The following is a 23,702-nucleotide window of genomic DNA, read 5'->3' on the forward strand; positions in this document are numbered from 1 at the left end:
TTTTTATTTAAGGTCATTTTTTGTAGATATTCGCAAATTGTATTAAAATGATATTTAATGGATACTGAACCGACCAATTTAATAATACCTAAAGCAAAAAACTTTTCATTTGTTGATACCATCAGGTGTATATCAATGATCGGGATCGTTATTGAGCATTGTGGAGTTGTTCCTCCAAATCACTATACCAGTCAGTTCCAAAACATTTTTGAAAGTTGTATTCTACAATCTTTTAAGTTCAGTACAATTGCTTTTTTTCTAATCGGTGGGTTTTTAATTAACCATAAGTTTGATGAATATACACCTTTCCAATATTTAAGAAACAGATTTAAGAAAACCATCGGACCATGGTTATTTTGGATATGCATATTAATTATGTTAAGTGTATTAGACCGTTTTATTGCGCATGCGAGAGGAAGTGTAATGGGATTGATAGGATCTAATTTTTTTCTATATTTTTACGAAACCTTTGTTCATCTAGTACTCATTAGTCCTTATTGGTTTATCCTTAACTTTCTTATCTGTATTACCATTTTATTACTATTTAAAAAATATTTATATAACCTTTGGTTCGGTTTAGTTTTGGCGTTATTTTCGCTGTTTTATAGTGTAAACATTTATCAAGGCTGGATTGCGACAACCCATACTACCGCAATTTTTGGATTTGTGTTTTATTTATGGCTGGGTGTTTATTTTAATGAGTACTACGATAAGGTAATGGCGATTATTAAGGCTACTTCGTGGTTTAAAATAATACTTTTAGCAGTTGTTACCTTTTGTATTGCCGTTGGAGAATCTACATATCTTAATAGCATTGGTATAGAAGACGCATACAATACCTTACGTTTTAGTAATATTATATACTCTTTAATAATGTTTGTATTATTGTTAAAAGTAGGTAGTTTAAACTGGCTCCAGCGAAATTTAAGACCTCGGGAAACCACATTCGGTATCTACCTGATCCATGTGGTCATTATTGGCAGAGGGCTTCCCTTAATTTTTCAGCCATTAAAGTTAAACTTTCTGGAATTTAGCGTATGGTTAAATACGGCAATACTGTTGTTTAGGTTTTTAGTTACCTATGGGGTGAGTTTTTTCCTAACAAAAGCCATTGGTAAAACAAAAATGAAGTGGATGGTAGGGAATTAATTGATCAATCCCCTAAAACTACTTTTAAACATTTTCCGCAACTGTTTGAAAGTAGAATATTCCGAACGGTATAATTCTTTTTTAAAATACCAGTTTAATGCGTTAATGTTTGATCTTTTTGATAGTAGTATTTCATACCATTTATTAAATAAAAATTGGTTCATTTTAGCTACATCGAATCTTTTAGATTTCATATTTGCAGTTTTCATCGCTACCAATAGGTCAAAATATCCGGGGAAGTGAGTGTCACTTAAATTATTCATAAATAACTCTTTATGTAGGTTTAAGGTATTTGTGTTAAACGAAATACCTAGGTTTTCCTGCATGTTTTTAAGAATGTCCAATTCATGCTTTTCTTGATCTTTCGATCTTTTTATGGTTATATTTTCGCCATGTATTCTATATTTAACCAAAAAGGCGTCAATATTTGCTACTTTATATTTTTCGGAAATCCTTATAAAAAGGTCAAAATCTTCAGCTAATGCAAAATTTCTATAGCCATTAAATTCTCTAAAGACTTGAGTTTTAAACATCGCACTGGAATTTATGAAAGGATTGCTAAATAACATGCGCATATTTACCAAATCATCGGTTGGTACAATTATTTTTTTATCAGTCTCAATTCCATTTTTATTAATGATTTTGCCATGTCCTCCGCATAATGCAGCTTCGGGATGTGAGGAAAAAAAGTTCAACTGTAACTGAAACCTGTCAGGATAGGCAATATCATCACTATCTAAAACGGCAATGTATTCACCTAGGGCTAAATCTAGTAACCTGTTTCTTGTAAAAGGTATCCCTTTATTACCGTCATTTTGAATAAAGTGGATCCGGCTATCGCTAAATTTTTTAACAACCAAAGCCGTATCATCTGTTGATCCATCATCAATAATAATAAATTCGAAATCTTTAAATGTTTGGTTTAAAACGCTTGATATCGATTCTGCTATGTAGTCTGAAGCATTGTACGCAGCCATAAAAGCCGTTATTTTAGGGTTTTTCATAGCTTAATCCAATTTTTTGGGCAAATGTCAGTATCATCAACAGAGCGGTTGTTTGTCCATTTTTTTGGCGCAATAACCATTTTGCCGGTATTGTTATTTAACCATGCCCCCCACCAACTAAAACTGCTATTTGCAATAATATTATGTTTGCAGTTGCTCATTAACTGCATATCGATATAGCTATTGTTTTTTTTGTTCCAATCGATATAGGTGACATTTTCTAATTTTAGATTTTGTTTGCACCAGGTTATATCATCCGAAAAGACAAAGAATTGGACATTTTTAATTTTTGAATTTATGCTTAATATTGCCTGCTCATAATAATCTAAATTGCAAATGTTACCTAGTAAAGGATCTTTTAAATAATCTCCTCTTCTTACATGGATTGCTACACTTTCATTATTTATGATCTGTTGCATTACGGTTTGATTTTCTACTCCCTTAATTTCTGGAAATTTGAAATCATCTCTTATTTTGTCTGCTATATTCAGGAAATAACCTTCATTTTGCCAATACCCAAAATAATAATTATTGGCATTGTTTAAAAATGATGCATCGAACATAAATTCATTTTCCTCTGCCCTGTATGTGTTTTTTAAGTTTAAAATTCTTTTCAGTTTTCTAAAGATCCATTTTGATTGATTGGGCCTGAACAGATTCAGAATAAATTCGCTAGGAGTTTTAACGTTTAAATTAAAAATCCTTTCCAGTTCGTAACCATTATGTAGAGGATATTCTTCAAAATCAGATAGATCTGCATAAACTTTTAGATCACTATTTTGTAACGATCTGTAGAAAGCATATTGAAACATTTGATTACCTAAACCACCCAATAATTTTACAATTTTCATTAATAAGTATTAGTTGTTTTTGAATAAAATTGCCATTTTTTACTCCGTAAGATGAATTTATTAAGTTGCGAAGATACCACGAAAGCGAAATAAAATAATCTAAATAAGACGAAATAAAATTTTTAAGTTATTTATTCTTTATTTTGCGTCTTGAGTAGAACTATACAAATTAGTTGATTTATTTTTATTCAATTGATTATTTTTTGATGAAAAGAATATTATTTATAACACAAAATTTAGGTAGAGGAGGTTCAGAAATGCTTTTGTGGTATTCCTTAAATCATCTGAATAAAAATAAGTTTACCCCTTTAATATTCTGTAAAGAAAGGGGAGAGTTAATTGATGTTTTGCCCACAGATATTAAATACTTTTTACCATACAAAAAGAGTAAAAATTTATTTCGAAAGGCATTTAGAGCAGCTTTAAAAGCTTTTAAGATTAATCCACTGGAATATCAGTTAAAACAAATTCATAAAAAGAATCATATTGATTTTTGGTATGTTAATACCATTATAATTCCTGAGGTTTATGAAATAGCACAAAAATTAGGGGTTAAAATTATAACCCATGTGCACGAACTAACAATTGCCTATAATTTCATTACCTATAATGATTTAAAAAGAATTATCAACTATTCATCAATTCTTATTGGCTGTTCTGAAGCTGTTTGTAATAAGATAAGAGATATGGGGAGAACGGACGTGAAACTGTTATATGGTTTTGTTGATACTGATAAAATAACTTACACAAAATTAGCTACAGAGGTAAAGGCTGCTACTGGTTTTAGTAACAATGATTTTGTGTGGGCGATTTCAGGGAAAACATCTTTAATAAAAGGGATTGATTTTTTAGTTGCTTTGCTTAAAGTGGTCCCCCAAAATTTTAAGTTTATTTGGATTGGAGGAGATGAACATACCGGCTTATATTATTATACAGAGACGGCTTTACAAGCTAACTTCCCCGATAGGGTTAAATTTTTAGGTGTTCAAAGGGAGGAATATTATAATTATCTTAACTCAGCCGATGCCTTCTTGCTGCTATCAAGAGAAGATTCGTTCCCATTGGTAATGCTGGAGGCCGCTACCTTAGGGAAACCGATTGTAGGATTTAACTCGGGAGGGATTAGTGAATTTGTACAGCCACATACGGGTAAGGTTGTTAATTCTTGGAGAATTGAGGATTTAGCTAATGCAATGAAGGAGATTGAAAATAATCTTTTAGCCTTCAATAAAGAAGAGATTAAGAAACAGGCACTAGGCTACGAAGTAAAAAAGCAAGTTGCAATTTTAGAGGATATTTTGGATGAAATGAATTAAAAATATGGTTAAAAGACTGTCTAATTAAATCACTTAGCGTTTAAAATACTTATTTTTTAAGGTGCTAAAAAAAGATTTTTTTTGTGATTTGTTATTGCTCGTATAATGGTTTTGTCTATTAATATAAAGTTCGTAACCGTTGTTTTTCAATGCAGTATAGTACTTTTCCAATAAATGCTTTAAATCTGGGCGCATATCTGCCGTAAACAGGCTCCATTTAGAAATTTCTGATGGATTGTTATAATCCCAGCCGCTATAATGAAAGAAACAAAGCGGTACATCATCATTAACGAAAAATCTTCCATCATGCCATGAGATATTTCGCTCGTGCAGATTCCAATAGGCAACATTTATTCCTATATTGTTTTCTACAAACACATTTTTAAAATACAAAGGAACGAGGTTTAACCACAATTGTTCCCCATAAAACCCTCTTTTAAAATCGTATATACACTCTTTAACAGATCGTTCTCTTAACCAGGTAATATAATGGTCGGTTTCATGAGATTTTCTCAATTTAAAAAAACCACCATTATATAATCCAGCATTTAGTACTTCCAGTTCCTGGCGCTTCATATCAACACTTGGTGGATGCGTAAAATGTGGACTGAGAACAATCTCTCCTTCATTAGTTGTACTTGATGGTAGTTTCCCAAAAAAGTAAGTATCCGAATCGCAAAAAATAACCTGATCAATGTGTTTCTGATCAAGGAAATGTTTCGCAAACAATACTTTTGAGCAGTTTGCTAACTGCATTGGATTGTAATTTTGAGTAATGAAGTCAAATTCCTCAATCCCTAGCTCATGAAGCTGGATAATTGGATATTTCTGCATCAGATCATTTGATGCAATTTCTTCATTGGTTAAGTAATCTGCAAGGCAGATGTAAAATTCAAATTCCGGATGAAAATGTTTAGCTGAATCTAATAATGATACGGCGAAAGGCAGATAATTGGTAGTGACTACAGTAAAAAATAAGGTCATTTCTGAAATAGTTTGTCAAGATTTTTATAGCAAATTTCCTTCTCGTAACTGATGTTAAAAGTAGCCAATGCATTTTTGGCCTGTTTTTGATACACAGATGCATCTGTTAGCAGTTTCATAATGTTATTCTTAAATTCAACAGCATCGTCACTCACCAAACAACCATTGTTGTTTTTGTCAATCAATCCATCTATACCTCTTGTATTACAAACCACCGGCATGCCGTAAGATAGCGCTTCAACTACTTTTATCTTAGTGCCGGTACCCGTTAGCATGGGGCATAATGCAACTTTAGCATTAAGGTAATAGGTTGATAGATCTTCAACAAAGTTTACTGAGGTAATATTGGGTGCTTTGATAGAAAGATGCTCATTGATCTGCCCAATAACACATATTTGCACATTGGCAGGTAACAATGGGTATACCTCATTAAAAAACCAATCGGCAGATTTTTGATTGTGTATGTTATCACTTGCAACATATATCAAATCAAATGATTTTTCTTCAATAGTGCCAATGCTTTTGGGTTTATCAAGCATCATTGGTGCTAAAACAACCTTGTTTTTACAAAACTGGCTAAAAATATACTGCTCTTCTACAGAAATAGCCAAAGCAATATCAAATAAGGAAATCCTTCTGATTTCTTCTTTAAAAGACTGCCCGATATTAACCTTTCTTTGAAGTTGGGCTGTTATAAAATCATGTGTGTCGATTACCGTTACTGCTTTTTTTGTTAAAGGATTGTGCTCTACCAAAGTAGCCCAGCTGGCATAGTTAATAAAGATATAATCGTAGTCGTTTTTTTTTAAGATTTTCTTGAAAGCTCGCTTAAACCTTAAGGTAACCAACTCCGGGAATTGAAGCGGAAAAAACCAGGCCTTATTTGAATAGAAAAAATTTGGCAGCTTATAAAAAAGCAGGTAATATAAGATGTTTTTTTTTGTAGGTTTTTTTTTAATTACGTAAGTATTATCAGCAAGGTTAGCTTGTTCAAATGCTTTAATGTCTGTTTCGTTCCAGCGTCCGGTATAATATTCACTTACAAAATCAATTTCAAAATTTCTTGATTTAAAGTAGCCCAACATGCTTAAAGCCCTGGTTCTATTCCCTGCATTTTTTTTTAGCGGGTTATCGGGCATAAAAAATAATACTTTCTTCATCTAAATGTTTAGTCGTTAAAGGCCTGCATGTCAATTAAACGTCTATATAAACCATTTTTATTCATTAATTCGTTGTGGTTCCCACTTTCTACAACTTCGCCTTTATCAATCACCACAATTTTATCAGCGTGTTGTATGGTGCTTAAACGATGTGCTATAACGATTGAAGTACGGTTTTTCATTAAATTATTTAAAGCTTCCTGTACCAATTTTTCAGATTCTGTATCCAGTGCTGATGTGGCTTCATCTAAAAGCATAATTGGGGGGTTGGCTAAAACCGCCCGGGCAATACAAACCCGTTGTTTCTGTCCACCAGATAATTTATTACCCCTATCGCCGACATTAGTTTGATAGCCATTTTCCGTATTGAGGATAAAATCGTGCGCATTGGCAATTTTCGCTGCTGCAATTACTTCTTCCGCTGTAGCATCAGGTTTAGCAAAGGCGATGTTATTAAAAATGCTGTCGTTAAATAGAAAAGATTCCTGGTTAACAATCCCCATTTGCGAACGGATACTTTCTACGGTAAGATCTCTGTAATCATGGCCGTCGATTTTGATTGCTCCCGATTTTGGATCATGAAAACGTGGTAGGAGGTCCATTAATGTACTTTTACCTCCTCCTGAAGGGCCAACCAAGGCTATCGTTCTTCCTTTTTCAATATCGAAGGTTATCGAGTTTAGGATTTGTTTTTCTCCATAATTAAATGATATATTTTGAACAGTAATTGCACTGTTAAAACCATCAAGCACTTTAGCACCTGCCTGGTTAACCAATAACGGTTTAGTGTCGATTAGTTCTAAAACCCGTTCTCCTGCTGCAATTCCAGAGTGTATCCCACTAAATGAATCTGTTAATGCTTTTGCAGGACGCATTACCTGAGAAAAAATTGCGATGTAGGCAATAAAATCTGATGCGGTTAAGGCATTTTTATCATTATGTAATATTAATGATCCACCATACCAAACGATAATAGAAATCATTAAAACACCTAAAAATTCAGAAACTGGTGAGCCGAGTTGTTGGCGTCTAACCATTTTGCGTGTTAAGTTGGAATAGTATATATTTTCCTGGTTAAATTTGTTTTTAATTCGTTCCGTTGCATTAAAGGCCTTTATGATTTTAATCCCACTTAATGCCTCATCTAAAAAGCCAATCATCTTCGCAAAAGATTCATGCGATTCTTTTGCCTGCTGCTTTAACCTTTTTACAATTTTACTGATAATAAATGCAGAAATTGGGATTACCAGTAAAGAGAATAAGGTAAGCTTTGCTGAAATATTAAATAAAAGAATAATATATACAATTAGTGTTACGGGTTCTTTAAAAACAACCTGTAATGTATTGGTAACCGTAAATTGAACCACCTGTACATCAGAGGCTACTTTAGAAATAATATCGCCTTTTCTCTCATTGTTAAAATATCCTACATGAAGATTCATCACGTTGTTAAATACCCGCTTTCTAAAATTTAGCAACGTATGGACTCTCAAATCCTCCATGTAACGTTGAGAAAAATACCTGAATAAATTGGAAAGCAATACAGAGATAACAATGATAATACAGATGTACATCAGCGTACTTTCTATAGTGTTAACCTTTATTGAATAGTTAACAAAATCCCTTAATTTACCCAATAAGCTAAATGAGGAGGCTGCTTTATCTGTTAAGCTTGGCGTTTGGCAAGCTTGTTTGTTTGCGTTTAAAAGTGTCTCGAACAGCGGCGATAACAAAGCCAAGTTAAAGGTTCCGAATAGAATAGAAAGTAAGGTTGCAATAACGTAAGGTATGGCAAACTTTTCAATAGGCTTGGCAAATGATAATAAACGAAAATAAGTTTTCATTAAGTATGGTATATAACGGAACTTAGGGAGTACCCAGCCGTAAAAAATTAAAATAAAGTTCGGGCAAATGTACGGTTTTTCAGATATATGAATAAGGACTCGGAGCTTTACCCAATTAAAATTACAATTATCTAATTTTAAAAGGAGCGCGCTGTATAACGAAATGATACATCAATGAAGGCAAATTGATATGCATTGGACTGATGAGTTTGTTATTCTGAAGTGATATAAAAAGTAACAAAGAAGAAACGCTATTTTTCTCTATTATTCAAGCATTCCTGATATAAATTCAAATACTGCTTGGCTGCTATTTCCCACGAAAATTTTTCTGCCTGGGCAATTGCTTCTTTGGAGCGGTTATTTTGAGCAAAATCTACCATTCCATCTCTAAATACATCTTGCATGTGTTCAGGTTCGAAATTATCAAAGTAATAGGCAACATCGCCACCAACTTCGGGGAGTGAAGTGAATTTTGATAGAAAAACAGGTTTTCCAAAATGCATTGCTTCAATAATAGGCAAGCCGAAGCCTTCGGCAACAGATGGGAACAAAAAAGCATCACAATTTTTGTAATACCATGTTTTATCTTCATCAGAGATTGGGCCCGTGATGTGTACCCTGTTTAAACAATCATATTTTTCAGCTTCTTCTAAAATCCTTTGTTTATGCGGGGTTTCTTTGCCCGAAATAACGAGATGAAAGTCATTCCCTTTTAACAAAGCAGGCAGCAGATGAAATCCTTTCTGTACCGATAATAATCCTATAGTAAATAAGAAAGGCTTTGGTGGAACAAAGCTCGGGTTGTGTTTTTCATCTGCAATCAACTTATCTGCACCATTATAAATAACACTAACTTTTTCTTTTGCCTCAGGGAAGTAGTTAACAACATCATTCGCAACAAACTGCGATATGCATACAATTTTATCACATTGCGATACCAGTCTGCCAAGTTTTTTTAAATAAACCTGGATTCTGTGCGGTTTGCTAAATTTTAAATGCACCTTGTTCATGTCGTGAACAGTCATTATTTTTTTTGCATTTACCCTGCTTGGTCTTAATCTGCAGGTTTGATCAGAGAGATGAACAACATCAAAGTCATTTTTTCCCTTAAAGAATAGCCGATCTAGCCTGGATAGATAAATGATATCAACCAAACCATTAAAAAGATATTGAGTGTGTTTAAAAAGATAAAATTTGAGCTTAAATTTCCCTTTGTTTTCTTGGATCAATGCATCACCCAATCCTTTTCCGAAGGAAAAATAACCACAATTGGCATCTTTCATCGAATCGAAGGTTACTAAGACATTGGGCTTTTTCATTAATATGTAATTTAATGGTGCAAATATAGGCAGATTTAAATTGAGGCTTATTTTACAATTTTATAATTTCGGTATTCAAACAAGCGTAATCCGGTTAAATCTTCAATTTTTTGCAAAACGCTCCTTCGGAAATTCATTTTTGGCGTTTCCTTGGTTAAATCTTTTTCAAATTTCCAGTTTGCGGCTGCAATTCTTGTCTGCATAACTTTTGGGTGGCTACCTTTAAAATGAATCAAACGATCGGCATTGTGCATATCGTAGGTTTCCTGTATGGGGTAGTTTTCTTCAATCCACTCTTCTGTTTGATAAAATTGGTTAAAATTTCGAACCTTGCCTTGCAAGCCTTTGGGTGGTTTTACCCAGCCGTAATGATAAATGTATGCATCAATTAATTTAACCCTGAGTTTTCTATCATTAATCCTAAAGCCTTGCGCATCGCGGTAGGAGTGTACGCCCGGCAGGTTTTTGATAATTCTAACTTCTCTTCTGTACCAGCGCCTCGATTCAGCGATATAATCGTACGAAGCGTAAAAATGTTTATACTTTAGCAAGAGGGCCTCCACATTCGGATTGTTAAGCTCCTGCTCCATTTCTTTTTTAATCAGCGGAAGATAATCTTCATGGATGGCTTCATCACCTTGAATGTAGATCATCCAATCGGTATCCGATGGTATTTGAGCCAGGGCTTTGTTGGTTTCGTCGGCAAAAACACGCCCCCCTTCCCTTATGTTGTCATCCCAAACGGTATCAATTGTTCTGATTTTAGGATCGATGCTTTTAACCATTTCAGAAGTTTCATCTGTAGAGTTCCCCAACGCGACAATAAAATCGTTGCATAATGGAAGCACAGAAAGTATCGCTTCTTTTGCCGGATAATCGTTTACAATTGCATTTCTTAAAAAGGTAAAACCGGTAACTTTCATTATGGGGGCGCTTTGTAGCTAATAATTTTTGTTAATTTGTACAAAGATAGTTTTATTGATGAATACGCATCTATCCATTTTAAGCGAAGTAAAGGCGGGCAATTATAAGGTTTTGGCAAGAACATTAACACTTGTTGAAAATGATATTAGACCAGCCGATTCGATTTTAAGAGATTTAGATAGTGGGGTTAATGTGCCAGTTTTAGGTATTACCGGACCACCTGGAGCAGGTAAAAGTACTTTGGTAAATGCCATAACCAATTACTTTACTTCTAAAGGGAAGCGCATCGCCATATTGGCTATTGATCCAACTTCTCCTTTTAATTTCGGTTCGTTATTGGGCGATCGAATCCGCATGGCTGGTCAGTTTAATAATCCAAACGTTTTTATCAGATCGTTAGCAACGCGAGGTGCTTTGGGCGGTATTTCGGCAAAAACCATTGAGATGGTTGATATTTTAAAAGCAGCTAATTTTGATCTGATTATTGTGGAAACCGTTGGTGTTGGGCAATCGGAAGTAGAAATTGCGGGACTGGCTGACAAAACTGTTGTTGTTTTGGTCCCCGAATCTGGGGATGAGATTCAGAATATCAAATCTGGTTTGATGGAGATTGCTGATTGTTTTGTTATCAACAAGGCAGATAGGGAAGGTGCAGATGTTTTTGCCAATAATTTAAAGAAAATTGTTCATCAAGGCCCGAAGACTATCCCGATATTAAAAACAGTGGCCGATAAAAATACAGGTATTGATGAGCTATGTGCCTGGATAATCAAGCCGTCTGCTTCTGATCATAACCGAAAAGCTTTTCTATTTGCAGAGAAAGCCTGGAGACTCATTCAACATGAGAAAATGAGGGGTATAGATAAAAAAAGGCTGCTAGAAAAAATTCAGACAGCCTTAAAACAAGATGATTTTAATATTTATCGTTTTGCAGACGAGTTTATTCGTAATGGTTAATCGTTTGAAACGGTTAATTGGGAACCGCCCACTGAAAACTGTAAACTGAACTAGCTATTCATAATCTCTTCAATTTCTTCCGCTTCTAGTGGTATATCGGCCATTAAATCTACATTTCCTTTTGCAGTGATGAGGATATTGTTTTCTAAACGGATGCCTAAGCCTTCTTCCGGAATATAGATACCTGGTTCAACCGTAAGAATGTTTCCGTTAGCAAATGGCGTATATCTTCCTGCAAAGTCATGTACATCTATACCCAGGTGATGCGAATTGCCATGCATAAAATATTTTTTATAGGCTGGCCACGCTGCGGTTTGGTTTTTTACGTCTACTGTAGAAATGAGCCCAAGATTAATCAGTTGTTCAGTCATAATTTCACCAACCTGTTCGTGGTAGGTATTCCATATGGTTCCTTCGCCAATTAATTTAATTGATTCTTTCATTACGTGGAGTACTGCATTATATACATCCTTTTGTCTTTTTGTAAACCGGCCATTAACAGGGATGGAGCGGCTCATATCGGCATTATAATTGGCATATTCTGCACCAAAATCGAAAAGTATTACATCTCCATCTTTACATACTTGATTATTATCGTTGTAGTGTAGAATGTTTGCATTATGGCCGGAAGCAATGATAGGCGTATAGGCATGGCCGGTTCCACCTTGACGGATAAATTCGTGTATAATCTCCGCTTCAATCTCATATTCTTTAACACCGGGCTTGGTAAATTTTAATACCCTGATAAAAGCATCGCGGGTTATTGCCGACGCCTTTTTTGTTAATTCGATTTCAACATCAGATTTAACTGCACGCAAATTTCGCATAATTGGTGCAGAGCGTTCATAATGATGCAATGGATATTTTGCTCTCATTTTCTCAATAAATCGGATATCACGATAAGGAACTTCATGGGCATACCTGTCATTTTCATTTGTATTTAAATAAATATGATCAGCATAGTTCACAATGCTATGCAAAATGTTATCAAAATCCTCTAACCAGTATACAGCTTGAATCCCCGAGGCCGCTTTAGCTTGCTCCTTAGTATACTTATATCCCTCCCAAACTTTAATATAATCATTAGTCTGTCTTAAAAACAGGACTTCTCTGTACAATGGATTAGGACAATCAGGAAATAATAACAAAATTGTTTGTTCTTGATCAATTCCAGATAAATAAAATAAATCAGGATTTTGCTTAAAAACGAAGTTCTGATCGCCACTTCTAGGAAATTCATCACTTGAATTGAATATGGCTAAAGAGTTGTTTTTTAGGCGTTTAGTGAAGTTATTTCTGTTTAGAATAAATAATGACTGATTAATGGTAGGATATTTCATGAAAATGGTATTTTTATAAGGGTAATGGCCAAATGTAATAAAATGATTAATTACTGTGAAGTTTGGAACGGAGTTTGTATAAAAGTTTGAAAATTTAAAATTTTGTTTAATTTTGCGATTACTAAAAAATTAATCAATTAAATTGTTTAACCCTTAAAAAAGAAAAAGATTATGAATTATTCTACTTTAAAGAAAAGTGTTGCGCTTTCTTTAGTGGCATTAACAGGAGTTGCTTCTCTTGCTGTCGCTCAGGATGCACCTGCAACCACTTCTGCTGTCAAGGTATTTGGCGGTAGAGGACAGTACAGAACTTGGTCTATCGGTGTACATGGTGGTGTTTTAATGCCAGTTGTGGCTATCGGTGGTTCAAACGATTTCAACAAATGGGATGCTAACTTAGGTTACGGTTTAAACATCCGTAAACAATTAGGTCACTCATTCGGTTTAGAATTAAACGGAACTCGTGGTAAACTTTCAGGTAATAACGAGGGCATCACTAATCCAGCTGTTAAAGATTTCGAAACTGAATTACAATATGCTGTAGATTTACGTGGTGTTGTTAACGTAGGTTCTATCGATTTCTTACGTCGTGAGAACTCAGTAGGTTTCTTCTTAACTGCCGGTGCTGGTTACATGGCTTATGCTCCAAAAGTTACTTTAGGTAATGGAACTGTTATTGACTGGAAAGGTAAAGCTGTAGGTCCTGCTGATGACAGACATGATGCTAAAGATTACGTAAAAGGTTTCTACATTCCAGTTGGTGCTGGTGTTAAATTCAAAGTTTCTGAGCGTGTTAACTTTAACTTAGGTTACACGATGAACTTTGTTGATGCTGATAACTTAGACGGAACTTATGCAAAAGGTCAAACTAAAGATAAATTCTCTTACGGTTATGCTGGTTTAGAATTCTCTTTAGGTTCTTCTGCTAAACCAACTTTAGAGTGGACTAACCCATTAGCTACTATGTACGATGAGTTAAAAGATCCAACTTTACGTCAAGAAGTTGAAGCATTGAAAAATCGTGTTTCTGCTGTTGAGAAATCTGTTGAAGATTTGAAAAAAGATACTGATGGTGACGGTGTTGCTGATCAATTCGATAAATGCCCAGGAACTCCTGCTGGTACTGCTGTTGATGGTTCAGGTTGTCCTCTTCCAAAAGTTGAGGCTCCTACTACTGCTCCAAGCACTGTAACAGGTTTCGAAAAAATCGGTTTCGATTTCAACTCTTCAGTTTTAAAAACTGAGTCTTACCCTACTTTAGATAAATTATCTTCAGTGTTACGTGAAAACGGTGGTAAAGTAACTGTAAACGGTTACGCTTCAAGCGAAGGTACTGCTGCATATAACTTGAAATTATCTAAAGACAGAGCTAACTCTGTTAAAACTTACTTAGTAAACTCTGGCGTTAACGCTAGTCAAGTTGCTACTAAAGGTAATGGCGAAGCTAATCCAATTGCTTCTAACGATACTGAAGAAGGTCGTATCCAAAACCGTCGTGTTGAAACTGCTAGAAACTAGTATTTCAATATAAGATTTAAAAAAGTCCCGATGAAAATCGGGACTTTTTTTATGCCTTTTAATTTTCTGTATTAAGCTTTTTAGCTAAGTTTGTATTATGTACTTCTTTAGAAAAAAGGATCCCAACAGGCCAAATAACATCAACCTTAGAATTATGCATTTTATCAATGCATTGGCCATCTTAATTTTTCTGGCAGGTATCATCTACAAGCTTATTCAGTGGCTTGCTAAATAACCCCAAATTGTATGAAAAAAATCATTAAAACAACCAATGCTCCAGCTCCAATTGGACCATATAGCCAAGCTGTACAAGCTGGGAACTTTTTATTCGTATCAGGCCAGGTGGCCATTAATCCCGAAAGCGGAGAATTAAATATTAGTAATATTGAAGAAGAAACACACCAGGTAATGCGTAACCTTAAAGCCGTTTTGCTTGAAGCAGGTTTAACCTTCGATAATGTAGTAAAGTCTACTATTTTCTTAAGTGATATGGGCACTTTTGCTCAGGTAAACGAAGTTTATGGACAATACTTTACTGCTGATTTTCCAGCTCGCGAAACCGTTCAAGTTTCGGTGTTACCTAAAAATGTTAATGTAGAAATCTCTGTAATTGCCATTGTAGGCTAATTTTGAGAGAAAGCAAAAGCAAATATTTTATATCTGGCATTGTTCCTTACATCATATGGGGAACAATGTCTATACCTTTGCGTAACATAAAAGGTTTTCCACCTCACGAAATTTTATACTACAGGATATTTGTTTCCATAATCGTAGTTTGGGCTACCATTCTTTTATTCAGAAGAGAAGCATTAAAAAATGATTTGAATTTCTTAAAATCATTAAGCACCCGCAAGAAAACCAGACTACTACTGCTTACCATAATATCATCATTTCTGATTACAGGAAACTGGTTTACCTACATTTATGCTGTAAATAGTGTGAGTTTAAAGGCCGCAGCCTTTGCCTATATGGTGTGCCCTTTGTTAACTGCGCTCTGCGGATTTATCATTTTAAAAGAGCAGTTAACGAAGGCTAAAGTTATTGCCCTGATCATTGCATTTATAAGCATTATCCTATTGGCAACAGGCTCTTTACATGAAGTTATGTGGGCTATTATCATCGCCTCTTTTTATGCCATATATGTTATTGTGCTCAAAGTGATTACAGATGTAGATAAATTTAATTTTTTAGGCGTTCAGTTAATTTTATCAGGATTAATGATGCTGCCTTTGTATTCTTTTGACGCAGCACCTTTTCCCACTGAAACCTTCTTTTGGTTACATATATTTTTGATTGCTATCGTATTTACCATTATTCCGCTCTTTTTAAATTCGTATGCGCTATTAGGTATGCCTTCATCAGCCCTGGGTATTTTGATTTATCTTAACCCGATAGTTGCTTTTACCGTTGCATTTTTCTACTTTAAGGAGAAAATAGATCTGCACCAACTTTTTGCTTATTTGCTTTTGCTGCTATCGATCGTTATTTTTAATGCACAATTGCTAAAGAGTGTTGTTTACAAGAAACAGTAAAATATTTTGTTTAATTCGGTATTAGATACACCTGTTGAATTTTTGAAAGGCGTTGGGCCTAGCCGTGCAGATGTTTTGAAAAAGGATCTCGGCCTGTTCACTTATCAGGATATGCTTGCCCACTATCCTTTCAGGTATATCGACCGTACGAAATATTTCAAGATTAACCAGATCAATCCCGATACGCAGTATATCCAGATTATCGGGCGTGTAATCAGCAAAAAAGTAATAGGCGATAAAAGAGCGAAACGTATTATTGCTGTTTTTAAAGATGAAACCGGAATCATGGAATTGGTCTGGTTCCAGAGCCTAAAATGGGTTGACGATAATATTACTGTCGGTACCGCTTATGTGGCCTTTGGGAAACCAAGTATCTTTAACGGAACATTCAGTATTTCACATCCAGAAATGGAACTTTATCAGCGTAAACAGGTTGGGCGAGGGAATTTAACCTTGCAGCCGGTATATAACTCCACTGAAAAGCTTAAAAAATTTAATCTCGATTCAAAGGGTTTACAGCGTTTAATCGCAGGTTTGTTAGATCAGATTATTCCTCAGGTTCCGGAAAATTTACCACAATACATCATTGATAAGTATCAGCTGCCAGATAAAAGATTGGCCTTGCTGAATATTCACTTTCCTAAAAATCAGAAAGATTTAAGTGCCGCTGAAAGACGTCTTAAATTTGAAGAACTATTCTTCATCCAGTTACAGCTTCTACATAATAAACATTTACGCCAGTTAAAATTTAAAGGGGTAACTTTTGAAAAGGTTGGCGAAAAAGTGAACCGATTTTATAACGAATTTTTGCCCTTTGAATTAACCAATGCCCAAAAAAGGGTAGTTAAGGAAATCAGAATCGATACACAACGTGGCGTGCAAATGAACCGGCTTGTTCAAGGCGACGTAGGGAGCGGTAAAACTGCGGTAGCGCTGATGAGTATGCTTTTAGCAAATGATAACGGCTATCAAGCTTGTATGATGGCTCCAACGGAAATTTTGGCCCGCCAGCACTATGCATCTATTACGGCGCTTGTAACCGACGATTTGGTGCGCGTTGCCATTCTTACTGGAAATACCAAAAAGAAGGAGCGCAACATTTTGCATGAGCAATTGGAGAACGGAGAAATCGACATTCTGATTGGAACGCATGCCTTGATTGAAGATAAGGTTCGGTTTAAGAATTTAGGATTGGTTGTGATTGATGAACAACACCGTTTTGGCGTAGAGCAACGTGCTAAGCTTTGGCAGAAAAATATTATTCCACCACATATCCTTGTGATGACCGCTACGCCAATTCCGCGTACTTTGGCCATGACCTTATATGGCGATCTTGATGTTTCGATTATTGATGAACTACCTGCGGGCAGAAAACCTATAGAAACCAAACACCTTTTTGAAGGCCAACGCCTTAGGATGTTCGGTTTTATGAAGCAGGAAATCGCCAAAGGCAGGCAGGTTTATATTGTTTATCCCTTAATTAAAGAAAGCGAAAAATTAGATCTTTTGCACCTCGAAGCTGGAATTGAGCAGCTGAGCTATCAGTTTCCTAGGCCCGACTATCAAATGAGTATTGTACATGGAAAAATGCCAAATGCTGATAAACAGTTCGAAATGCAACAGTTTATTGATGGCAAAAGCCAAATTATGGTAGCTACTACTGTAATAGAGGTGGGCGTAAACGTACCTAACGCTTCGGTAATGGTAATTGAAAATGCCGAACGTTTTGGACTTTCGCAACTACACCAGTTGCGTGGCAGGGTAGGTCGTGGCGCAGAGCAGTCTTTCTGCATATTAATGAGTGGGAATAAATTGAGTAGGGAAGGCAAAATTCGTTTAGAAACAATGGTAAGGACAAACAACGGCTTCGAAATCTCTGAGATCGATCTACAGCTTCGCGGTCCTGGCGATATTACCGGAACACAGCAAAGTGGTGTATTGGATTTGAAACTAGCCGACCTGGCCAAAGATCAGGTTATTTTGTCTGAAGCACGTAATACCGTAATTGAACTTTTTGAGAACGATCCACAATTGTTAAAACCCGAAAACGCAACCTTAAAAGCTTATCTGCAAAAATTAGAGAGAGGCATTTCTTTCGATAAGATAAGTTAGCTCACCAATCCATCAAATTTTTCTAATTTTGCAATAATATTTAACAATGTATTATTTGTTCTACTTTGTGTAGTTTTGTAATCGTTTTTTTACGAGTCAACCCCTTATAATTATTATTTTACCCCCTTTTTTTAAACCTTAATATCCCTATCTTGCGTGTAACCAAGTATGAACTGTTTAGTCGACAAGTCTAAATAAGATTACATCCTATTCAGTAATTTTTATTAACCTCAATTAGTTTATTTATCAGATAAGGGGATTCATAATGGTTAACAGCAATTTATTGACCAATAGAGAAGAAGCTACTAGTTTCCTTAGTGCGCTGATGTAGAAATTGACTCAATAGATCAAGTTTTAATAATGCAAATATTGACAGTTCATGATTACTCATGAGTATTAAATTGTATTACAATAAATATCTAACCAAAATAAATTGAAAACTATGAAAAAAAATCTATTGAGGACTTTTGCCAGAAGTAGCATGTTTCTTGTTTGCGGTGGTTGTCTCGTTTTTTCTCCACTTGCCGGCATGTCTGCCAAAGCATCATTACATGAAAAGGAACCTTTTGATTTTTACAAACTATCCCTCCAGGATATTATCGTGAAGGGGAAAGTTACAGATGCCAAAGGCCCAATTCCAGGTGTAAGTGTGAAGTTGAAAGGGGGCACAGCAACTACGGTTACCGATGGTTCCGGAAATTTTAGTATCAAGGTGCCTGAAGATGCAACGCTGGTGTTTACATATGTTGGCTACGTAGATCAGGAAGTTCAGGTAAAGAACCAAACCAACATTAATGTCCAGTTAGTAGAGAATAACCAAAATCTTTCGGAAGTAGTTGTAGTAGGTTATGGAACACAAAAGAAAGCGGTTGTATCTGGTGCTGTTGCTTCGGTTAAAGGTACCGAACTGGCTAAATCTTCATCTGTAAACTTAACCAACTCTTTAGCGGGGCGTTTACCAGGCGTAACGGCATTACAAAGCAGTGGAGAACCAGGCTACGATGGCTCTACTATCAGAATCCGTGGTACAAACTCGCTTGGAAACAATAATGCACTGATAGTAATTGATGGTATTCCTAATCGTGCAGGTGGTATTGAAAGGTTAAATCCAAACGATATCGAAAGTGTATCGGTTTTAAAGGATGCTTCTGCTGCCATTTATGGTTCGCAGGCTGCCAACGGCGTAATTTTAATCACCACCAAATTAGGTAAATCAGGCAAGCCTCAGTTTTCTTACGATTTTAGTTATGGTTTACAACAGCCTACGCGGATACCTAAAATGGCCAATTCGGTGCAGTACGCTGAAATTTTGAATGAGCTGAATATCTTTGGTTCCGATATTAATCCAAATGAATGGTCGGCGGCATGGAACAGTTTTAAATCTACCGGGTCCTATACTTCTACCACCGGAAAAACAATTAATGCCGCTTATAAAGCTGATGATATCAGGAAGTTTGGCGATGGATCAGATCCGTTAAGATACCCTAATACCGACTGGTTTAAAACTACTTTCCGAAACTGGTCTCCACAGCAAAGGCATAATGTTCAGATCAATGGAGGGAGTGAAAATGTGAAGTACCTTGTTTCGTTAGGCTACCTTGATCAGGATGGATATTATAAAAATTCTGCCACAGGGTATAAACAGTACGATATGCGATTTAACCTCGAAGCAAAGCTGAGTAAATACATTACAACAACTTTAGGGGTATCGGCCAGAGAAGAAGACCGTAACTTTCCTACAGTTAGTGCAGGCGATATATTCAGGTTTTTGATGAGGGGGCGCCCGAATGAGATTGCGATATGGCCAAATGGAAAACCTGGAAGGGATATCGAATACGGTTATAACCCAGTTGTATCTACAACAGATTTAACCGGTTACAATAAGGATGTTAGAGATTATTTCCAGACTACAGGTAAGGTTGAAATTAAAATCCCGGGAGTAGATGGCTTAAAAGTAACAGGAACTGCTGCGGTAGATAAATATTCAGGCAGACAGAAAAACTGGCAATTACCATGGACGCTATATGATTGGGACAAGAAAACTTTTGAATCCGATGGGGTAACGCCTGTATTAACGGGTACCGTACGTTCGCAATATACCGATCCTCGCCTTAGGGAAACTGCCGGTGGGCAGCTGGCCATCAACTTAACGGGAATGATTAATTATGATAAAAAAATCAATGATCATACCATTGGCTTAATGGCTGGTGTAACCCGTGAAACGGTTGATAATGATGGTTTTACGGCTTTCAGAAGATATTTTATTTCAAGATCTGTTCAGGAATTACTGGCTGGCGATGAACGCGAACAATCGCTAGGTAATAATCCGGGCGACCCGAACAACTTATTTAAGCGGGCGCGTTTGAGTTATTTTGGAAGAGCAGGGTACAACTATAAAGAAAAATACCTAGCCGAATTCTTGTGGCGGGTGGATGGTTCTTATATCTTCCCAACTGATAGACGTTTTGGCTTTTTCCCTGGTGTATCTGTAGGGTGGCGTTTATCTGAAGAGCCCTTTTTCAAGGAAAATGTTAAGTTCGTAAACAATTTAAAACTGAGGGCCTCGTATGGCCAGATGGGTGCAGAGGCATATTTTGGAGATGTGTTGCAAGAATATCAGTACCTCAGCTTAATGAATTTTGGAACGTATACCTTTAATGATCTTGTTACTAAAACACTAACAGAAGGCAAAGTGCCCAATTTCAACTTTGGATGGGAAGTGGCCAATAATACCAACGTAGGTTTGGACGCATCATTTCTAAATAATAAACTATCACTTGAATTTGATTATTTCTATAATAAACGTACAAACATTCTGATTAGCAGAGGGAGTTCGGTACCTGAAAGCTCAGGTATTACCGATCGTTTACCGCCAGTTAACTTAGGGAAAGTAAACAATAAAGGTTTCGAGTTTAAATTGAGTTATAACGACAAGATTGGCGAATTAAATTATGGTGTGAGTGTAAATGGCGGTTATGCGAAAAATAAAATTATTTTTTGGGATGAAACCCCTGGTGCTCCTGAATGGCAGCGTTCAACCGGACGTGTAACCAACGCATGGTTGGTTTACGAGTATGATGGTGTTTTTAAAGATAAAGCAGAAGCTGATGCCAATAAACTAAAATATAGTGCATTAACCAGTAACCTTCGTCCAGGCGACATGAAATTTAAGGACAGAAATGATGATGGCAAAATCAATGCAGATGATAAGGTCCGTCTGGATAAAAACGGCACGCCTACCTTTACAGGAGGTTTTAACTTAAACCTGCAATATAAAGGGTTCGATTTATCAGTACTTGTTCAGGGTGCAACCGGGGGTATGCAAATTGTAGGTATAACAGAATCAGGCGATATTGGTAATTTTCTGGAGTGGTCGTACCTAAACCGTTGGAGCATTGATAATCCAAGCTCGGTAAATCCGCGTTTATCTAACCGTGGAGCTACCTATTATACCGATAGCAACAATGCGCTAAATAATACCTATTGGTTGCGGAGTAATAATTATATCAGACTTAAAAACGTAGAGTTGGGCTATACATTACCAAATACCCTGGTAGAAAAAGTGGGACTGAATAGTGTAAGGGTTTATGCAAACGGATTGAACCTGTTTACACTGGATAAAATCAAGATCTGGGACCCGGAATCAACCAATTCGAGCGGCCAATATTATCCACAGGCCAGGGTAATCAACTTTGGCATTAAAGCCGCTTTTTAAAATGTAATCAAGTATAACCGTTACAATCAAGAATATGAAAGCAATAAATAAAAATATAAAGCTCTATATATTAATTTTCACAGCCATTTTTGCAGCATCCTGTAAAAAAGATTTTTTAAATGTAGAATCGCCTAGTCAGGTGCCAGCAGAATCGGTATGGAAAGATCCGGCAACTGCACAAGCCTTTGTTAATGATATCTATAATGGATTAGGCAATGGGGGCTTCTCAGAACAAATGCTGGCTTCAGTTTCAGATGAAGCCCTATTTACGCACCCTACCCGGGGTATCGATCTGGTTAATAGTGCTACCATCAATCCATCTACATTAGGCTGGGTAGATGATACCTGGGCGTATAAACAAATGTACAACCGCATCAGGGCCTGTAATATTACGATCGAAAAAATAACCAGTGGCGACAATGGCTTGAGCAGCCAATCGTTAAAAGATCAGTTATTAGGCGAAGCTTATTTTTTAAGGGCTTATTTTTATCAGCAGTTATTGCGCTTTTATGGAGGAGTGCCTATTATCACAAAGACTTACGTGCTCAACGATAACTATAGTGTAAAGCGTAATACTTATGAAGAATGTGTAAACTTCATTATAAAAGATTGCGATGAGGCAAATAAACTGTTAACTGGTAAAACGATGGAAAAGGGGCGTACCACCGCTACCGCTGCTTTGGCACTTAAATCAAGGGTGTTGATTTATGCTGCAAGCGATTTGCATATCAGGACAAAACTCATCGCAAAATTCGCCGAAAAGAATACGATCATTCCAGCTCAAACATTAGACTTTTTAAGTTATGCAAGTGAAGATCGTGTCGCTCGTTATAAATTGGCTCAAACAGCTGCAGACGCCGTAATGAAACTGGGTACAGGTTATAAATTAAATCTTACGGCGCCGGCTACAGATGGTCAGTTAAATTATAAAAGTATTGCCATGGGCGGAGCAAGTAAGGCACCGGGTATAGATGCTACTGCGGCATCTGAACTCATTTTTGCCCGTTATTTTATCATCCAGAACAATATTAAACATGCACAGCAGAATGGTCCGAATGGTTACCATAACTGGGCGGGTAACACGCCTATCGGTTTGTTGGTTGATGATTATGAAATGAAAGACGGCAGTAAATTTAGCTGGTCAAATGCTGCACAAAAAGCGAGCCCTTATCAGGATAGAGATCCCCGTTTTTATGCTACCGTTTTATACGATGGTGCAGGTTGGAAACCACGCGATAAAGCTTCGGGCAACGTAGATCCTGCTAACCAGATCCAAACCGGTATCTACGATTTGTTAGATGATAAAGGCAACAAATTCGATTTTAGAGGATTAGATACGAGAGCTAGTTCTATTGAAAACTGGAACGGCAGTTGGACAGGTTATTATTACCATAAATTTATCGATCCAGATCCAACTATAGTGGATGCTTCGATGTCGCAGAATGTACCTTGGCCTTTCTTTAGGTACACCGAAGCCGTATTTAATTTCATTGAGGCCAGTATTGAACTTGGTGAATTAAGTAAAGCGACAGAGTGGTTAAACAAAATCCGTTTCAGGGCAGGTATGCCGGCGGTTACAGCAACAGATCAGGCTGGCCTTAGAGAGGTTTACCGCCACGAGCGCCGTATCGAGATGGCTTACGAAGAACAACGTTATCACGATACTCGCCGATGGTTAATTGCTAGCGAAACGCTAGGCCGTAAAACCACCTACATAAAGGTTACCGGTAAGTTTAAGCCTGGTAAAACTATGTCGGGCCCTTACCACTACGATAATACGATTTACGATTATACCTATAGTCCGGTAGAGGAAAATTCGCAAGAAAACAGAAGTTGGGACAATAAACTTTATTTCAGGCCATTTAGCCGCGATGAAGTAAATAAGAATAATTTGCTCGAGCAAAACCCAGGATACTAAAAATTAAGCTTAATAACCCGATGGATATGTACAATCATATTCATCGGGTTTTTTATGTA

Annotated in this window: 18 protein-coding genes; 10 read left to right on the forward strand and 8 right to left on the reverse strand. The window is 36.4% G+C overall.

All coding sequences use genetic code 11. From position 1 onward, the window contains the following. Positions 1-57: 57 nt before the first annotated feature. Positions 58-1,149 carry an acyltransferase gene (locus tag FHT21_RS18220; RefSeq protein WP_167296169.1) on the forward strand — a complete coding sequence of 364 codons (1,092 nt, stop codon included), beginning with the start codon at positions 58-60 and terminating at the stop codon, positions 1,147-1,149. Here FHT21_RS18220 and FHT21_RS18225 read toward each other — a convergent pair. Together FHT21_RS18225 and FHT21_RS18230 are read right to left on the reverse strand one after the other, a co-directional pair. Next, complete coding sequence (locus FHT21_RS18225) at positions 1,146-2,153, reverse strand: glycosyltransferase (RefSeq protein WP_167296170.1); 1,008 nt, start codon at positions 2,151-2,153, stop codon at positions 1,146-1,148. The two genes, FHT21_RS18220 and FHT21_RS18225, sit on opposite strands and share 4 nt — an antisense overlap. Then, the gene (locus FHT21_RS18230) at positions 2,150-3,004 is read right to left on the reverse strand and encodes an alpha-1,2-fucosyltransferase (protein ID WP_167296171.1); all 855 of its coding nucleotides are present in this window, start codon (positions 3,002-3,004) and stop codon (positions 2,150-2,152) included. Before FHT21_RS18230 ends, FHT21_RS18225 begins: the two co-directional genes overlap by 4 nt. A 206-nt stretch (positions 3,005-3,210) precedes the next feature. Between FHT21_RS18230 and FHT21_RS18235 the strand changes: the two genes are divergently transcribed. Then, positions 3,211-4,320 carry a glycosyltransferase family 4 protein gene (locus FHT21_RS18235; RefSeq protein WP_167296172.1) on the forward strand — a complete coding sequence of 370 codons (1,110 nt, stop codon included), beginning with the start codon at positions 3,211-3,213 and terminating at the stop codon, positions 4,318-4,320. A 33-nt stretch (positions 4,321-4,353) separates the two neighbouring features. On the opposite strand, the gene FHT21_RS18240 is transcribed toward FHT21_RS18235, so the two are convergent. The 5 genes from FHT21_RS18240 to FHT21_RS18260 form a co-directional block, all read right to left on the reverse strand. Then, positions 4,354-5,304, reverse strand: coding sequence for a hypothetical protein (locus FHT21_RS18240; RefSeq protein ID WP_167296173.1), 951 nt, complete (start codon positions 5,302-5,304; stop codon positions 4,354-4,356). Then, on the reverse strand, positions 5,301-6,464 hold the full coding sequence (locus FHT21_RS18245; RefSeq protein WP_167296174.1) for a glycosyltransferase: 1,164 nt from the start codon (positions 6,462-6,464) through the stop codon (positions 5,301-5,303). Before FHT21_RS18245 ends, FHT21_RS18240 begins: the two co-directional genes overlap by 4 nt. A gap of 8 nt (positions 6,465-6,472) precedes the next feature. Beyond that, positions 6,473-8,308: an ABC transporter ATP-binding protein gene (locus tag FHT21_RS18250; RefSeq protein ID WP_167296175.1), complete on the reverse strand. Its 1,836-nt coding sequence runs from the start codon at positions 8,306-8,308 to the stop codon at positions 6,473-6,475. Positions 8,309-8,559: 251 nt separating this feature from the next. Then, on the reverse strand, positions 8,560-9,627 hold the full coding sequence (locus tag FHT21_RS18255) for a glycosyltransferase family 1 protein (protein WP_167296176.1): 1,068 nt from the start codon (positions 9,625-9,627) through the stop codon (positions 8,560-8,562). Between the two features lie 47 nt (positions 9,628-9,674). Then, positions 9,675-10,550, reverse strand: a complete 876-nt coding sequence (locus tag FHT21_RS18260) for a glycosyltransferase family 2 protein (protein WP_167296177.1) — start codon at positions 10,548-10,550, stop codon at positions 9,675-9,677. Between the two features lie 58 nt (positions 10,551-10,608). On the opposite strand from FHT21_RS18260, the gene meaB reads away from it, so the two are divergent. Further along, positions 10,609-11,508, forward strand: coding sequence for a methylmalonyl Co-A mutase-associated GTPase MeaB (gene meaB, locus FHT21_RS18265; RefSeq protein ID WP_167296178.1), 900 nt, complete (start codon positions 10,609-10,611; stop codon positions 11,506-11,508). 50 nt (positions 11,509-11,558) lie between these two features. Here the strand turns inward: meaB and FHT21_RS18270 are convergent, their stop codons facing one another. Further along, entirely contained in the window at positions 11,559-12,848 is a 1,290-nt protein-coding gene (locus tag FHT21_RS18270; protein ID WP_167296179.1) for an aminopeptidase P family protein, read from the reverse strand. Positions 12,849-13,019: 171 nt separating this feature from the next. Here FHT21_RS18270 and FHT21_RS18275 point away from each other — a divergent pair, with 171 nt between their 5' ends. The 7 genes from FHT21_RS18275 (at position 13,020) to FHT21_RS18300 (ending at position 23,643) form a co-directional block, all read left to right on the forward strand. Further along, positions 13,020-14,366 (forward strand): OmpA family protein, encoded by a 1,347-nt coding sequence (locus tag FHT21_RS18275; RefSeq protein WP_167296180.1) that lies wholly within the window; start codon positions 13,020-13,022, stop codon positions 14,364-14,366. A 97-nt stretch (positions 14,367-14,463) separates the two neighbouring features. Beyond that, entirely contained in the window at positions 14,464-14,601 is a 138-nt protein-coding gene (locus tag FHT21_RS25135) for a DUF6728 family protein (RefSeq protein WP_317039670.1), read from the forward strand. Positions 14,602-14,612: 11 nt separating this feature from the next. After that, the gene (locus FHT21_RS18280) at positions 14,613-14,993 is read left to right on the forward strand and encodes a RidA family protein (RefSeq protein WP_167296181.1); all 381 of its coding nucleotides are present in this window, start codon (positions 14,613-14,615) and stop codon (positions 14,991-14,993) included. A gap of 2 nt (positions 14,994-14,995) precedes the next feature. Then, positions 14,996-15,898 (forward strand): EamA family transporter, encoded by a 903-nt coding sequence (locus tag FHT21_RS18285; protein ID WP_167296182.1) that lies wholly within the window; start codon positions 14,996-14,998, stop codon positions 15,896-15,898. Positions 15,899-15,904: 6 nt separating this feature from the next. After that, the gene (gene recG / locus FHT21_RS18290; RefSeq protein WP_167296183.1) at positions 15,905-18,010 is read left to right on the forward strand and encodes an ATP-dependent DNA helicase RecG; all 2,106 of its coding nucleotides are present in this window, start codon (positions 15,905-15,907) and stop codon (positions 18,008-18,010) included. Between the two features lie 442 nt (positions 18,011-18,452). Continuing rightward, positions 18,453-21,725, forward strand: a complete 3,273-nt coding sequence (locus tag FHT21_RS18295) for a TonB-dependent receptor (RefSeq protein WP_208398980.1) — start codon at positions 18,453-18,455, stop codon at positions 21,723-21,725. A 34-nt stretch (positions 21,726-21,759) separates the two neighbouring features. Next, positions 21,760-23,643 carry a RagB/SusD family nutrient uptake outer membrane protein gene (locus FHT21_RS18300; RefSeq protein WP_167296184.1) on the forward strand — a complete coding sequence of 628 codons (1,884 nt, stop codon included), beginning with the start codon at positions 21,760-21,762 and terminating at the stop codon, positions 23,641-23,643. Positions 23,644-23,702 lie beyond the last annotated feature (59 nt).

The organism is Pedobacter sp. SG908, assembly GCF_011759615.1.
Lineage (GTDB): Bacteria > Bacteroidota > Bacteroidia > Sphingobacteriales > Sphingobacteriaceae > Pedobacter > Pedobacter riviphilus.

What these genes read in the sequence shown, in the direction of transcription:
- FHT21_RS18235 (WP_167296172.1), top strand. Translation starts at nt 3,211, where the DNA reads ATGAAAAGAATATTATTTATAACACAAAATTTAGGTAGAGGAGGTTCA.
- meaB (WP_167296178.1), top strand. Translation starts at nt 10,609, where the DNA reads ATGAATACGCATCTATCCATTTTAAGCGAAGTAAAGGCGGGCAATTAT.
- FHT21_RS18295 (WP_208398980.1), top strand. Translation starts at nt 18,453, where the DNA reads ATGAAAAAAAATCTATTGAGGACTTTTGCCAGAAGTAGCATGTTTCTT.
- FHT21_RS18220 (WP_167296169.1), top strand. Translation starts at nt 58, where the DNA reads ATGGATACTGAACCGACCAATTTAATAATACCTAAAGCAAAAAACTTT.
- FHT21_RS18275 (WP_167296180.1), top strand. Translation starts at nt 13,020, where the DNA reads ATGAATTATTCTACTTTAAAGAAAAGTGTTGCGCTTTCTTTAGTGGCA.
- FHT21_RS18240 (WP_167296173.1), bottom strand. Translation starts at nt 5,304, where the DNA reads ATGACCTTATTTTTTACTGTAGTCACTACCAATTATCTGCCTTTCGCC.
- FHT21_RS18260 (WP_167296177.1), bottom strand. Translation starts at nt 10,550, where the DNA reads ATGAAAGTTACCGGTTTTACCTTTTTAAGAAATGCAATTGTAAACGAT.
- FHT21_RS18245 (WP_167296174.1), bottom strand. Translation starts at nt 6,464, where the DNA reads ATGAAGAAAGTATTATTTTTTATGCCCGATAACCCGCTAAAAAAAAAT.
- FHT21_RS18230 (WP_167296171.1), bottom strand. Translation starts at nt 3,004, where the DNA reads ATGAAAATTGTAAAATTATTGGGTGGTTTAGGTAATCAAATGTTTCAA.
- FHT21_RS25135 (WP_317039670.1), top strand. Translation starts at nt 14,464, where the DNA reads ATGTACTTCTTTAGAAAAAAGGATCCCAACAGGCCAAATAACATCAAC.
- FHT21_RS18280 (WP_167296181.1), top strand. Translation starts at nt 14,613, where the DNA reads ATGAAAAAAATCATTAAAACAACCAATGCTCCAGCTCCAATTGGACCA.
- FHT21_RS18250 (WP_167296175.1), bottom strand. Translation starts at nt 8,308, where the DNA reads ATGAAAACTTATTTTCGTTTATTATCATTTGCCAAGCCTATTGAAAAG.
- FHT21_RS18255 (WP_167296176.1), bottom strand. Translation starts at nt 9,627, where the DNA reads ATGAAAAAGCCCAATGTCTTAGTAACCTTCGATTCGATGAAAGATGCC.
- FHT21_RS18225 (WP_167296170.1), bottom strand. Translation starts at nt 2,153, where the DNA reads ATGAAAAACCCTAAAATAACGGCTTTTATGGCTGCGTACAATGCTTCA.
- FHT21_RS18270 (WP_167296179.1), bottom strand. Translation starts at nt 12,848, where the DNA reads ATGAAATATCCTACCATTAATCAGTCATTATTTATTCTAAACAGAAAT.
- FHT21_RS18300 (WP_167296184.1), top strand. Translation starts at nt 21,760, where the DNA reads ATGAAAGCAATAAATAAAAATATAAAGCTCTATATATTAATTTTCACA.